Annotated in this window: 8 protein-coding genes; 1 reads left to right on the top strand and 7 read right to left on the bottom strand. The window is 69.7% G+C overall.

The genetic code is table 11. The features are described 5' to 3' along the window. Nucleotides 1-45: 45 nt before the first annotated feature. The 7 genes from ACIQ7M_RS12130 to ACIQ7M_RS12100 all read right to left on the bottom strand — a co-directional run bounded on the left by ACIQ7M_RS12130 (nucleotide 46) and on the right by ACIQ7M_RS12100 (nucleotide 10,105). The gene (locus ACIQ7M_RS12130) at nucleotides 46-762 is read right to left on the bottom strand and encodes an ABC transporter ATP-binding protein (RefSeq protein ID WP_355768140.1); all 717 of its coding nucleotides are present in this window, start codon (nucleotides 760-762) and stop codon (nucleotides 46-48) included. After that, complete coding sequence (locus tag ACIQ7M_RS12125) at nucleotides 759-1,871, bottom strand: ABC transporter ATP-binding protein (RefSeq protein WP_403642784.1); 1,113 nt, start codon at nucleotides 1,869-1,871, stop codon at nucleotides 759-761. Before ACIQ7M_RS12125 ends, ACIQ7M_RS12130 begins: the two co-directional genes overlap by 4 nt. A 5-nt stretch (nucleotides 1,872-1,876) precedes the next feature. Next, entirely contained in the window at nucleotides 1,877-3,658 is a 1,782-nt protein-coding gene (locus ACIQ7M_RS12120; RefSeq protein WP_403643514.1) for a branched-chain amino acid ABC transporter permease, read from the bottom strand. A 5-nt stretch (nucleotides 3,659-3,663) separates the two neighbouring features. Further along, nucleotides 3,664-4,596: a branched-chain amino acid ABC transporter permease gene (locus ACIQ7M_RS12115; RefSeq protein ID WP_355768134.1), complete on the bottom strand. Its 933-nt coding sequence runs from the start codon at nucleotides 4,594-4,596 to the stop codon at nucleotides 3,664-3,666. A 196-nt stretch (nucleotides 4,597-4,792) separates the two neighbouring features. Then, the gene (locus ACIQ7M_RS12110) at nucleotides 4,793-5,998 is read right to left on the bottom strand and encodes a branched-chain amino acid ABC transporter substrate-binding protein (protein ID WP_355768160.1); all 1,206 of its coding nucleotides are present in this window, start codon (nucleotides 5,996-5,998) and stop codon (nucleotides 4,793-4,795) included. A gap of 1,304 nt (nucleotides 5,999-7,302) precedes the next feature. Then, nucleotides 7,303-7,764, bottom strand: a complete 462-nt coding sequence (locus tag ACIQ7M_RS12105) for a hotdog fold thioesterase (RefSeq protein ID WP_326788392.1) — start codon at nucleotides 7,762-7,764, stop codon at nucleotides 7,303-7,305. Nucleotides 7,765-7,825: 61 nt separating this feature from the next. Next, the gene (locus ACIQ7M_RS12100; RefSeq protein ID WP_403642780.1) at nucleotides 7,826-10,105 is read right to left on the bottom strand and encodes an FdhF/YdeP family oxidoreductase; all 2,280 of its coding nucleotides are present in this window, start codon (nucleotides 10,103-10,105) and stop codon (nucleotides 7,826-7,828) included. Nucleotides 10,106-10,274: 169 nt separating this feature from the next. Here ACIQ7M_RS12100 and polA point away from each other — a divergent pair, with 169 nt between their 5' ends. Further along, nucleotides 10,275-13,001, top strand: a complete 2,727-nt coding sequence (gene polA, locus ACIQ7M_RS12095) for a DNA polymerase I (RefSeq protein ID WP_403642777.1) — start codon at nucleotides 10,275-10,277, stop codon at nucleotides 12,999-13,001. The last annotated feature ends 64 nt before the right edge of the window (nucleotides 13,002-13,065 follow it).

Genomic DNA, 13,065 nt, shown 5'->3' with positions numbered 1-13,065 from the left:
TGACGGAGGTGCGGGCCTTTTCGTGCGACCGGGGTCGCGGGCGGATCAGTCCTCGCCGAGGTACGCCTTGCGGACGGACTCGTCGTGGAGGAGGTCCTGGCCGGTGCCGGAGAGGACGATGTTGCCGACCTCCATGACGTGGGCCTGGTCGGCCAGCGAGAGCGCCGCCTGGGCGTTCTGCTCGACGAGCAGGATGGTGGTGCCGGACGCCTTGAGTTCGGCGATGGTGGCGAGGATCTTCTGCATCATGATCGGCGAGAGGCCCATGGAGGGTTCGTCGAGCATGAGCAGCTTGGGCTGGGACATGAGGGCGCGTCCCATGGCGAGCATCTGCTGTTCGCCGCCCGAGAGGGTGCCCGCGGCCTGCTTACGGCGTTCTCCCAGGATGGGGAAGAGGTCGTAGGCGCGCTGGATGTCCTTCTCGATGCCCGCCTTGTCGCTGCGGAGGAAGGCTCCGAGCTGGAGGTTCTCCGCGATGGTGAGGCGGGGGAAGATGTGCCGTCCCTCGGGGGAGTGAGCGAGCCCGAGGGAGACGATCTTGTGGGCGGGGATGTTGGCGAGGGGCTGGCCGTCGAAGAGGATGCGGCCTCCGCTGGGCTTGAGGAGCCCGGAGAGGGTGCGCAGGGTCGTCGTCTTGCCGGCGCCGTTGGTGCCGATGAGGGTGACGATCTGGCCGGCTTCGACGGTGAAGGAGATGCCCTTGACGGCTTCGATCTTGCCGTAGGCGACCTTGAGGTCTTCGACCTCGAGCAGTGCGGTCACTGGGCGTTTCCTTCCTTGGTGGTGCTGCCCTGCGCGTCGGAGTCGTCGGACGCGGTGGGTGCGTCGGAGTCTTCGGACGGGGTGGCGTCCGCGGGTTCCTCGGAGGCCTCGGGGGCTTCGTCGGTGTCCGTGGTGGCCTCGGTCGCCGTGCTGTCCTCGGCTGCCGGGGTCTCCTCGGCCTCCTCGGTCGCGGGGGCTTCCGTGGTGTCGTCGGCCGGGGCGGCTGCCGGGGTGTCGGCGGCTTCCTCGGTCGTGGGCTGGGTGTCCGCGGCTGTTCCGGCGGCTTCGGCGGCCTCGACCTCGGCGAGTTCGTCGGCGCCGGGGGCGCCCTCGAAGGGGGTGCCGAGGTAGGCGGCGATGACGCGTTCGTCGCCCTGGACGACCTCGGAGGTGCCTTCGACGAGCTTCTCGCCCTGGACGAGGCAGGCCACGCGGTCGGACAGGTTGAAGATGAAGCGCATGTCGTGCTCGATGACGAGGACGGCGATGCCGCGGTCGCGGATGGCGAAGACGAGTTCTTCGGTCGCGCGGGTTTCCTGCGGGTTCATGCCGGCGGTGGGTTCGTCGAGGAGGAGCAGGCCCGGCTCGCTCGCCATGGCTCGCGCGATCTCCAGCTTGCGCTGTTCGCCGTAGGGGAGGTTGCGGGAGAGGTGGTCGGCCTTGTGGTCGAGGCCGATGAACTCCAGCAGTTCCATGGCGCGTTCGCGGGAGGTGGCTTCGGCCTTGCGGAAGCCGGGGCCGCGCAGGAGGGCCGACCAGAGGCCTTCCTTGGTGCGGGTGTGGCGTCCGACGAGCACATTCTCCAGGACGGTCATGTTGGCGAAGAGCCGGATGTTCTGGAACGTGCGGGCGATGCCGGCGCTGGTGACCAGGTGCGGCTTGGGGGGCAGCACCGTGCCCTTGTAGGCGACTTTGCCCTCGGTGGGGACGTAGAGGCCGGTGAGGCAGTTGAAGAAGGTGGTCTTGCCCGCGCCGTTGGGGCCGATGAGGCCGACGATCTCTCCGGCGTTGACCGTGAGGTCGACGTTGCGGACCGCGGTGAGGCCGCCGAAGCGCATGGTGACGCCGGTGGCTTCGAGGACGGGGCTGGGGGCTGTGGTGGTGGTCATGTTGGTTACGCCCCTGCCTTGGTGACGCCGACGGTGGAGTCGGGCAGGCCTTGTTCGGGGATGTGGACGGTCTCGTCGCTGTCGTCGCCCTCGTGGAATTCGAGCTGGTTGCGACGGTTGGCGATGATGCCTTCGGGGCGGAAGCGCATGAGGAGGACGAGCGCGACGCCGAAGGCGAGGAGTTGGTACTCCTTGAGGAACTGGAGCTTCTCAGGGAGGAGGTAGAGCAGGGTGGCGCCGAGGATGGGTCCGCTGACGGTGCCCATGCCGCCGAGGACGACCGCCGCGAGGAGGAAGGCGGAGTTCGGGGGCACGGAGCCGGCGAACTGGTACGGGGCCGGGTTGACGCTGTAGCCGACGTGGGCGCTGACCGTTCCGGCGAGGCCGGCGAGGGAGGCGCCGAGGGCGAAGGCGACGAGCTTGACGCGGAAGCCGTTGATGCCCATGGCGGTGGCGGCGGTCTCGTCCTCGCGGATGGCGATCCAGGAGCGGCCGATCCGGGAGTCGGCGGCGCGGGAGAAGACGACGACGACGAGTGCGGTGATGAGCAGCATCAGCAGGAAGTAGTTGGCGAAGCGGCCGAGGGCGTGGCCGGCGACGTCGTGGCTGGTGCCGAAGTCGAACCCGAAGATGTTGAGGTCCGGGATCATGGAGATGCCGTTGGGGCCGTTGGTGAGGTTGGGTCCGGAGGCGCCGTCCAGGTTGTTGACGGCGATGCGGAAGATCTCTCCGAAGCCCAGGGTCACGATGGCGAGGTAGTCGCCGCGCAGTCGCAGGGTGGGGGCGCCGATGAGGACGCCGAACACGAGCGATGCTGCCATGCCGGTGAGCATGGCGGCCCAGAAGGGGAACTGGACGCCGGAGAAGCGGGAGAACTCGGAGCCGGAGACGAGGGCCGCGGCGTAGGCGCCGACGCCGAGGAAGGCGACGTATCCGAGGTCGAGGAGTCCGGTGAGGCCGACGACGATGTTGAGGCCGAGGGCGACGGTGCCGACGACGAGAATGCTCACGCCGACGTTGGAGTTGTGCTCGTTGTTCGCGAAGTAGGGGAAGATCGCCGCGGCGAGGAACGCCATGGTGGTGGCGAATCCCTTGTGGCGGGCGTTGAGCTGGGCGAAGCGGTCGAAGAGTCCGGCTGTCTGGAGGGCCCAGGTGCCGAAGACGACGAGGAGCAGGTAGCCCAGGAACGTTTCGCTCGCGTCGGGGTCGACGCCGATGCCGTACGTGAACGCGGTGAGCGCGACGGCGGTGGCGCCGGTGATGACGAGGCGCTCGACCCAGGCGGGCAGCTTGGCGGCCGGCGGGATGAGGCCGGGCTTGGTGACGTAGTCCTTGAAGGTGTCACCGGGCTTGGGGAGTGCCAGGGTGCCGAGGAGGGCGATCAGCGAGCCGACGGCGGCGACGTAGGCGCCGGGGTCGAGTGCGACGAGGCCCTTGAGGTCGACGGCGATGGCGATGGCGCTGAACCAGCTCACGGCGAACGCGGAGGCGGCGGCGAGGACGACGGGCTGGGTGGCGCCCGCCGGGTTGAGCCAGCCGAGGCCGCGGACGTTCCAGAGGGTCAGCGCGAACAGCAGGGTGAGGACGCCGGCGACGATGTCGAGGACCTGGAGTCCGGCCGGGGAGCCGTAGTAGGTGAGGTCCCCGGGGAAGTCGGACGTGTAGGTCCAGGACATGAAGGTGCTGGCGATGGTGGCGATGGCGCCGACCGCGACGAGGACGCGGGCCGCGCTCTCGGGGAGCGCGATCAGGCCGCGCTCGGGGGTGGAGGTCTCGGTGGTTGCCATGGTGCTCACGCCCTGTCCGCGACGCGTTCGCCGACGAGGCCCTGTGGCCTGAACAGCAGTACGAGGATGAGGAGTACGAAGGCCCAGACGGAGGACCAGCCGCCGCCGCCGAGCTGCTGCATGCCGGGGATGCCGTCGATGTAGCTGGTGGCCAGGGTCTCGGCGAGGCCGAGGACGAGGCCGCCGATCATGGCGCCGTAGATGTTGCCGATGCCGCCGAGGACGGCCGCGGTGAAGGCCTTGAGGCCCATCTGGAAGCCCATGTCGTACTTGACGGTGCCGTAGCGCAGGCCGTAGGCGACGGCCGCGACGGCGGCGAAGAAGCCGCCGATGGCGAAGGCGATGACGATGATGCGGTTGGTGTCGATGCCCATGAGCTGTGCGGTGTCAGGGTCCTGCGCGGTGGCCTGCATGGCGCGGCCGGTGCGGGAGAGGCTGACGAAGAGGGCGAGGGCCGCCATGCACAGGGGGGCGGCGACGATGACGAAGACCGAGCCGCTCTGGATGCTGACGGAGCCGATGTGCCAGGGACCGAAGGGAAGCTGGGGGAACGTCAGGTCGGTCTTGGCGTCGGGGTAGGTGTTGAAGACGATCTGCTGGAGGGCCAGGGACAGACCGATGGCGGTGATGAGCGGGGCGAGGCGTGGTGCTCCGCGTAGTGGTCGGTAGGCGAAGCGTTCCGCCCCGACGGCGATGAGGACGGAGACGATTCCGCCGCCTATCAGCATCGCTGGGAGGGCTATCCACATGGATGTGCCGTTTGGCAGAACGTAGAGGTAGACCGAGAGTGCGCCGAAGCCGCCGGTCATGAAGATCTCGCCGTGGGCGAAGTTGATGAGCTGGACGATGCCGTACACCATCGTGTAGCCGATGGCGATCAGCCCGTACATCGAGCCGAGGAACAGCCCGTTGGCCAGCTGCTGCGGCAGGGTGTTCACCGCGTGGCCTCCATGTGGTGGGGAGAGTTGATCAGGGCGTATGAAGCGGGCCGCGCGGTGACGTGTGGTCGTGGCCGCGCGGCCCTGAGGTTGTGCGGAGGGCCTGTCCGGTGGATCGGACCGGGCGTGTGGTGCCGCTCGGGGCGCCGTCGCCTGGTGGTGGACCGATCCACCGGAGTGGCCCGGGTGTAGCTGATCAGCCGTTGAACGTACCGCTCTTGACGGCCTTCCACTTGCCGTCGACGACCTGGTAGACGGTGAGCTGCTTGTTCGTGGTGTCGCCGTACTCGTCGAACGAGACGGGGCCGGCGATGCCGTCGAACTTCGTCTTCTGGACCTCGGCGACGATCTTGGCGCGGGCGCCGTCCGGGATCTTGCCGTCCTTCACGACAGCGCCGATGGCCTTGATGATGGCCGTGGCGGCGTCGTAGGAGTAGCCGCCGTAGGTGCCGTAGTCGCCCTTGAGGCCGGACGCCTTGTACTTCTTGATGAAGTCGGCGGCGGAGGCGAGGGAGTCGACGGGCTGGCCGACGGAGGTGACGAGGTCACCCTCGGAGGGCTTGCCGGCGGTCTGGATGTAGGTGTCGGAGAACATGCCGTCGCCGCCGAACAGCGGGATCTTGGCTCCGCCGTCCTTGAGCTGCTTGGTGAGCTTCTCGGACTCGTCGTACTGGCCGCCGTAGTAGACGAGGTCGGCCTTGGAGTTCTTGATCTTGGTGACGAGGGCGGAGAAGTCCGTGTCGCCGGTGTTGACGTGGTCCTCGCCCGCGAGCTTGCCGCCGGACTTGGTGAAGCCCGCCTTGAAGAGCTTGGCGAGGCCGGCACCGTAGGTCTGCTTGTCGTCGACGACGTACACCTTGCGCTTCTTCAGCGTGTTGTAGGCGTAGTCGGCCGCGAAGCCGCCCTGGAGGGCGTCGGTGGTGGCGGTGCGGAAGTAGGTCTTGAACGGGCGGGACTTGGCGGTCTGCCAGTTCTTGCCCTGGGTGAGCTCGGGCGCCGTGTTGGACGGCGAGATCTCGACGAGGCCCGCGGTGTCGAAGACCTGCTGCATCTGGGTGGCGACGCCGGAGTTCAGCGGGCCGACCACGCCGAGGACCTTGTCGTCCTGGACGAGCTGGGTGGCGTTGGCCTGGCCGGAGGCCGGGATGGCCTTGTCGTCGAGCGCCTTGACCTTGAAGGTCACGCCGGGAACGGTGTTGTTCTTGTTGGCGTCGTCCACGGCGATCTGGACGCCGCCCTGGATGCCGAGACCGGTGGCCGAGTTCTGGCCGGTCAGCGGCGCGTCCACGCCGATGATGATCTCGGTCTTCTTGTCGCTCTTGCTGTCGCCGCTGTCGTCGCGCGAGCCGCAGGCGGTCAGCGTGAGTGCTCCTGTCGTGAGCACGGCGGTGAGTATGACCATAGAACGCTGTCGCACGTTGAATCCTCTCCCTGGCGCGGCACCCCAGGGTGGGGGCCGTGTTTCTCGCCGGGCCGTACTGGATGAAGCAGGGCCGTGCAGTGACGCGCCCGGCGGCGCGGTGACTGGCCGTGACTATAAGCGCAGGTTGGGGGGGTGGGGAGGAGCGTGGGGAAGGCTGTGACGCTCTTGTTATCCGGGGGGTGCCCTGCGGGGCGTGGGGCGGACGATCGGAGCATTTCGGCGTGCCCCCCGGAGGCGGTTATGTGTTCGCATGGTGAGAACGCGCTGTTCCGGGTTGATGGCGGATACCGGAAGCTGTACGCCGTGCGGCGGTTCGGGGGGCCTTCCGGGGCGTGGTGCGGCGCGGCTCGCGGCGGGGGGATTGCTTTATTGCGGCAGAGGTAACCGTGTGTTACCGCCGCATGAGGCGGTCGGCGGTGTCCTGGCCGGGTGAAGTGGGTGTGGGGGAGGGCGCGTTGGGGAAGTGGGGGGCGCGCGTGACGGTCTTCGCGCCGGGCTGCCGGATGCCGCCGAAGTGAGGCTTTGCTGTTGCTGTGCGTCGTCGTGGAGGACAGGCAGGTCGGGGCGGGGAGAGCCCGGACGCCGGGCGGCGGGCGGGCGCGGTTGTATACGGGGCCGCGCAAGGTGATGAGGCGGGCGTTTCCGGCCCTCACTGTCAGTGGCAGCGGAGGTGGGGTGCCGCGCTCAACTAGGGCGGACCGGAGCCTACTTGTGGGCGGTTCCGGCCGTGCGGCGCTCGGTGCCGCCCGCGAAGCGGAAGGAAGTGCGCGTGTCGCCAGGGCACTTGTGACCGGGGCGCGTCTCCCTCGGCGGTCACGGGCGCCGTGGAGGGGGCTGACGGGGTCGCCGATTGCGATCGCGACGACACTCCGTGCCCGGGCGCGCCGCCGCGGGCCGCGTCGGGGTTCGGCCCAACGGGGGCCGAGAGTGCGAGGGTTGGACCTCGGCGGGCAGGCGGAACTTCAAGGGCTCCGGACGACTCCGGGGGCTGGTGAACCCCGGCGCCGGGGCCGCCGAAGCGCGCGGCCCTCGGGACGGCACCCGAAGACCCCGCGCGCCTGGGCCCGGGGTGGTCCGCTCGCCTGTGCGACCCGGGAGGATCCGCGCGTCACGGCGCGCCCAGGGATCCGCGTGCCTCGACCACTCCGGGGGATCCGCGCGCCTCCGAGCGCTCCGAGGCGCCCCAGGGGTCCACGCTCTCCGGATCGCCCAGGGTGATCCGCGGGGCCCCGGAGCGCCCCGGGGGACCCGGGGGACCCGTGAGCGCCCGGGAGAGCCGGGGGTCAGCTCTGGGGGGCGTCCTTGAGGATGCAGGTGAGGCGGGCGCTGCAGACGCGCTTGCCGTCCTCGCCGGTGATGGCGATCTCGTACGTCGCCGAGGTGCGGCCGCGGTGGACGGGTGTGGCCACGCCGGTGACGAGGCCGGAGCGGACGCCGCGGTGGTGCGTGCAGTTCAGGTCGACGCCGACGGCGATCTTGGTGATGCCGCCGTGGAGCATGGCGCCGACGGAGCCGATGGTCTCGGCGAGGACGGCGGAGGCTCCTCCGTGGAGCAGGCCGTAGGGCTGGGTGTTGCCCTCGACGGGCATGGTGCCCACGACGCGGTCCGCGGAGGCCTCGGTGATCTGGACGCCCATGCGGTTGCCGAGGTGGCCCGCGGAGAACAGCGCGGGCAGGTCGACGCCGAGCGCGGCGTACTCGTCGATGACCCCTTGCGGGAACTTCGGGGTGTGCTGTTCGCCCATGGGGCCCGGCTCCGTTCGTCGTGGACCACGTCGTCGTGGAATTCCCTCACTGAGCGAACGCTCAGTCGGCTGTCGATTGTTCCAGACGGACGACCACGGATTTGCTGGCGGGGGTGTTGCTCGTGTCGGCCGTCGAGTCCAGGGGGACCAGGACGTTCGTCTCGGGGTAGTAGGCGGCGGCGCAGCCCCGGGCGGTGGGGTAGTGCACGACGCGGAAGCCGGGGGCGCGCCGTTCCACGCCGTCCTTCCACTCGCCGACGAGGTCGACGTACGAGCCGTCCGCGATCTTCAGTTCGCGGGCGTCGTCGGGATTGACGAAGACGACCCGGCGGCCGTTCTTGATGCCCCGGTATCGGTCGTCGAGTCCGTAGATGGTGGTGTTGTACTGGTCGTGGGAGCGCAGGGTCTGCAGCAGCAGGCGCCCTTCGGGGAGTTCGGGGTGTTCGACGGGCGCGGCGGTGAAGTTGGCCTTGCCGGTGGCCGTCGGGAAGCGGCGTTCGTCGCGGGGGGCGTGGGGGAGGGCGAAGCCGGCGGGGTCGGCCACGCGCGCGTTGAAGTCCTGGAAGCCGGGGATCACGCGGGCTATGCGGTCGCGGACGGTCGCGTAGTCCTTCTCGAACTCTTCCCAGGGGGTGCCGCTGGCCTCGCCGAGGACCCTGCGGGCGAGGCGGGCGACGATGGCGGGCTCGGACAGCAGGTGGGGGCTCGCGGGCTCCAGGCGGCCGCGTGAGGCGTGCACCATGCCCATGGAGTCCTCGACGGTCACGAACTGCTCGCCGCCGCCCTGGAGGTCGCGCTCGGTGCGTCCGAGGGTGGGCAGGATGAGGGCGCGCGCGCCGGTGACGACGTGCGAGCGGTTCAGCTTGGTGGAGACGTGGACGGTGAGCCGGGCGCGTCGCATGGCCGCCTCGGTGACGTCGGTGTCGGGGGAGGCGGAGACGAAGTTGCCGCCCATGGCGAAGAAGACCTTCGCGTCGCCGTCGCGCAGCGCGCGGATGGCCCGTACGACGTCGTAGCCGTGTTCGCGGGGCGGCTTGAAGCCGAACTCCTTCTCCAGGGCGTCGAGGAAGGCGGGGGCGGGGCGTTCGAAGATGCCCATCGTGCGGTCGCCCTGGACGTTGGAGTGTCCGCGGACGGGGCAGACGCCGGCGCCGGGGCGGCCGATGTTGCCGCGCAGCAGCAGGAAGTTGACGACCTCGCGGATGGTGGGGACGGAGTGCTTGTGCTGGGTGAGGCCCATCGCCCAACACACGATGGTGCGCTCCGAGGCGAGGACCATCTCCAGGGCCTCGTCGATGCTGTCGCGGGTGAGACCGGTCGCGGTGAGCGTCTCGTCCCAGTCGGCCGCGCGGGCGGCCTCGGCGAAGTCCTCGAAGCCGTGGGTGTGTTCGGCGACGAACGTCTCGTCGACGGCGCCCTCGGTGTCGAGGATCAGTTTGTTCAGCAGGCGGAAGAGGGCCTGGTCGCCGCCGATGCGGATCTGGAGGAAGAGGTCGGTGAGCGCGGCGCCCTTGATCATGCCCTGGGGCGTCTGCGGGTTCTTGAAGCGCTCCATGCCCGCTTCGGGCAGCGGGTTGACGGTGATGATCTTCGCGCCGTTCGCCTTGGCCTTCTCCAGGGCGGAGAGCATGCGCGGGTGGTTCGTGCCGGGGTTCTGCCCGGCGACGATGATCAGGTCCGCGCGGTAGAGGTCCTCCAGCAGGACGCTGCCCTTGCCGATGCCGATGGTCTCGTTGAGCGCGGAGCCGGACGACTCGTGGCACATGTTCGAGCAGTCCGGCAGGTTGTTCGTGCCGAGTTCGCGGGCGAAGAGCTGGTAGAGGAAGGCGGCCTCGTTGCTGGTGCGGCCCGAGGTGTAGAAGAGGGCTTCGTCCGGGGAGCCGAGCGCGGCGAGTTCCTCGGCGACGATGTCGAAGGCGCGTTCCCAGGGGACGGGCTCGTAGTGGTCGGCGCCCTCGGCCAGGTACATGGGGTGGGTGAGTCGGCCCTGCTGCCCGAGCCAGTAGCCGCTGCGGCCGGCGAGGTCGGAGACGGGGTGCGCGGCGAAGAAGTCGGGGGTCACCCGGCGCAGGGTGGCTTCCTCGGCGACGGCCTTGGCGCCGTTCTCGCAGAACTCCGCGGCGTGCCGGTGCTCGGGCTCGGGCCAGGCGCAGCCGGGGCAGTCGAAGCCGTCCTTCTGGTTGACGCGCAGGAGGGTGAGCGCGGTGCGGCGGACGCCCATCTGCTGCTGCGCGATGCGCAGGGTGTGTCCGATGGCGGGGAGCCCGGCCGCGGCGTGCTTCGGTCCGGCTACCTGCGGCGCGTCCTGGACCGGATCGCTTTTCGGCGGCTTGCTGGCCATCGCTGAACCCCTTCGCGTGCGCACGTCGGTGTGCGTGTGTTCGTACCCCTTCGATCCTCGCACGCGCGGCCGACAGCGCGGCCCGCGGGTTGTGGGGATCCGGGAGGGGAGGGGGTGCGGCGGACCCGGAGGGCTCTCGTTGTCAGCGGGCCGTGGCAGGATCGGGGGTGTGGCAGAGACAGCATCGAAGAAGACCGAGAAGACCGCAGGTACGGGCCGCCCGCGACTGATGCTCATGGACGGGCACTCGCTGGCCTACCGCGCGTTCTTCGCGCTGCCCGCGGAGAACTTCACGACCGCGACGGGCCAGCCGACGAACGCCATCTATGGTTTCGCGTCGATGCTGGCGAACACGCTGCGCGACGAGGCGCCCACGCACTTCGCGGTGGCGTTCGACGTCTCGCGCAAGACCTGGCGTTCGGAGGAGTTCACCGAGTACAAGGCGAACAGGTCGAAGACCCCGGACGAGTTCAAGGGGCAGGTCGAGCTGATCGGCGAGCTGCTGGACGCGATGCACGCGCGGCGGTTCGCGGTGGACGGTTTCGAGGCCGACGACGTCATCGCGACGCTCGCCACCCAGGCGGAGGCCGAGGGCTTCGAGGTGTTGATCGTCACGGGTGACCGTGACTCCTTCCAGCTCGTCTCGGAGCACACGACGGTGCTGTATCCGACGAAGGGCGTCTCCGAGCTGACCCGGTTCACCCCGGAGAAGGTCTTCGAGAAGTACGGGCTGACGCCGGCGCAGTATCCGGACTTCGCGGCGCTGCGCGGCGACCCGTCGGACAACCTGCCGGGCATTCCCGGTGTGGGTGAGAAGACGGCCGCGAAGTGGATCAACCAGTTCGGTTCGTTCGCGGAGCTCGTCGAGCGGGTCGAGGAGGTCAAGGGCAAGGCCGGGCAGAACCTGCGCGACCACCTGGAGGCGGTGAAGCTCAACCGCCGTCTCACGGAGATGGTCAAGGACGTCGAGCTGTCGGGCACGGTGGCGGACCTGGAGCGGGCCGCGTACGACCGCACGGCCGTGGCGATGGTCCTGGACACGCTGGAGATCCGGAACCCCTCGCTGCGTGAGCGGCTTCTCGCCGTGGACCCGGGAGCAGGGGAGTCCGAGGAGGCGCGGCCGGTCGCCGAGGGCGTCGAGATCGAGGGGACGGTGCTGGGCGCGGGCGAGCTGAAGCCGTGGCTCGCCGAGCACGGCACCGAGGTGCTGGGCGTGTCCACGGTCGACTCGTGGGCGCTGGGCTCGGGGTCGGTCGCCGAGGTGGCGATCGCCACGGGGACGGGTCCCGCGGTCTGGTTCGACCCGTCCCGGCTGGACGAGTCCGACGAGAACGCGTTCGCCGCGTGGCTCGCCGACCCGGACCGGCACAAGGTCATGCACAACGCCAAGGGCGTGATGCGGGTCTTCGCCGAGCACGGCTGGACCATCGAGGGCGTGACCATGGACACGGCGCTCGCCGCCTATCTGGTCAAGCCGGGCCGCCGTTCCTTCGCGCTGGACGCGCTGTCCCTGGAGTATTTGGGCCGAGAGCTCGGGCCCGCCGCCGCTGCCGACGGACAGCTCGCCTTCGGTACGGACGAGCAGGCCGAGGCCGACGCGCTGATGGCGCAGGCCCGCACGATCCTCGATCTCGGGGAGGCGTTCGGGGAGAAGCTCCAGGAGGTCGGCGCGGCGGATCTGCTGCGCGACATGGAACTGCCCACGTCCACCCTGCTGGCGCGGCTGGAGCGGTACGGCATCGCGGCGGACCGGGCGCACCTGGAGACCATGGAGCAGACGTTCGCCGGCGCGGTGCAGCAGGCGGTGAAGGAGGCGCACGCGGCCGCCGGGCACGAGTTCAACCTCGGTTCGCCCAAGCAGCTCCAGGAAGTCCTCTTCGGTGAACTGGCCCTGCCGAAGACGAAGAAGACGAAGACGGGCTACACGACGGACGCGGACGCGTTGGCCTGGCTGGCGGCGCAGACCGAGAACGAACTGCCCGTGATCATGCTGCGTCACCGTGAGCAGGCCAAGCTGCGGTCCACGGTCGAGGGTCTGATCAAGACGATCGCGGCGGACGGCCGGATCCACACGACGTTCAACCAGACGGTGGCGGCGACCGGCCGCCTGTCGTCGACCGATCCGAACCTGCAGAACATCCCGGTGCGCACGGACGAGGGCCGCGCGATCCGCCGCGGCTTCGTCGTCGGTGAGGGCTTCGAGTGCCTGATGACCGCGGACTACAGCCAGATCGAGCTGCGGGTGATGGCCCATCTGTCCGAGGACGAGGGTCTGCTGGAGGCGTTCACCTCCGGTGAGGACCTGCACACCACCGTCGCCTCCCAGGTGTTCTCGGTGGAGCGGTCCTCGGTCGACGCCGAGATGCGCCGCAAGATCAAGGCGATGTCGTATGGCCTCGCGTACGGGCTGTCGGCGTTCGGTCTGTCCCAGCAGCTCAACATCGAGGCGGGCGAGGCCCGTGGGCTGATGGACACGTACTTCGAGCGCTTCGGCGGTGTACGGGACTATCTGCGCCGCGCGGTCGACGAGGCCCGGGCCACGGGGTACACGGCGACGCTGTTCGGGCGCCGCCGCTATCTGCCGGATCTCAACAGCGACAACCGTCAGCGCCGTGAGGCGGCCGAGCGCATGGCCCTGAACGCGCCCATCCAGGGCACGGCCGCCGACATCGTGAAGATCGCGATGCTCAACGTGGACCGGGCGCTGCGCGAGGCGAAGCTGGACTCCCGCATGCTGCTCCAGGTCCATGACGAAATCGTCCTGGAGATCGCTCCCGGTGAGCGGGAGAGGACCGAGGAACTGCTGCGCCACGAGATGGCGTCGGCGGTCCGGCTCGATGTTCCGCTGGACGTCTCCGTCGGCGTGGGCCCGGACTGGGAGTCGGCCGCGCACTAGGTGCGGCGCCCCTTCTTACGAGGGCCGCGAGTCCGGCACCACGAGGTGCGGGACCCGCGGCCCT

The organism is Streptomyces sp. NPDC096324, assembly GCF_044763015.1.
Lineage (GTDB): Bacteria > Actinomycetota > Actinomycetes > Streptomycetales > Streptomycetaceae > Streptomyces.
The sequence above is the reverse complement of the archived record's forward strand: the minus strand, read 5'-3'. Positions and strand labels throughout refer to the sequence as shown.

What these genes read in the sequence shown, in the direction of transcription:
- ACIQ7M_RS12120 (WP_403643514.1), bottom strand. Translation starts at nt 3,658, where the DNA reads ATGGCAACCACCGAGACCTCCACCCCCGAGCGCGGCCTGATCGCGCTC.
- ACIQ7M_RS12125 (WP_403642784.1), bottom strand. Translation starts at nt 1,871, where the DNA reads ATGACCACCACCACAGCCCCCAGCCCCGTCCTCGAAGCCACCGGCGTC.
- ACIQ7M_RS12105 (WP_326788392.1), bottom strand. Translation starts at nt 7,764, where the DNA reads ATGGGCGAACAGCACACCCCGAAGTTCCCGCAAGGGGTCATCGACGAG.
- ACIQ7M_RS12110 (WP_355768160.1), bottom strand. Translation starts at nt 5,998, where the DNA reads ATGGTCATACTCACCGCCGTGCTCACGACAGGAGCACTCACGCTGACC.
- ACIQ7M_RS12100 (WP_403642780.1), bottom strand. Translation starts at nt 10,105, where the DNA reads ATGGCCAGCAAGCCGCCGAAAAGCGATCCGGTCCAGGACGCGCCGCAG.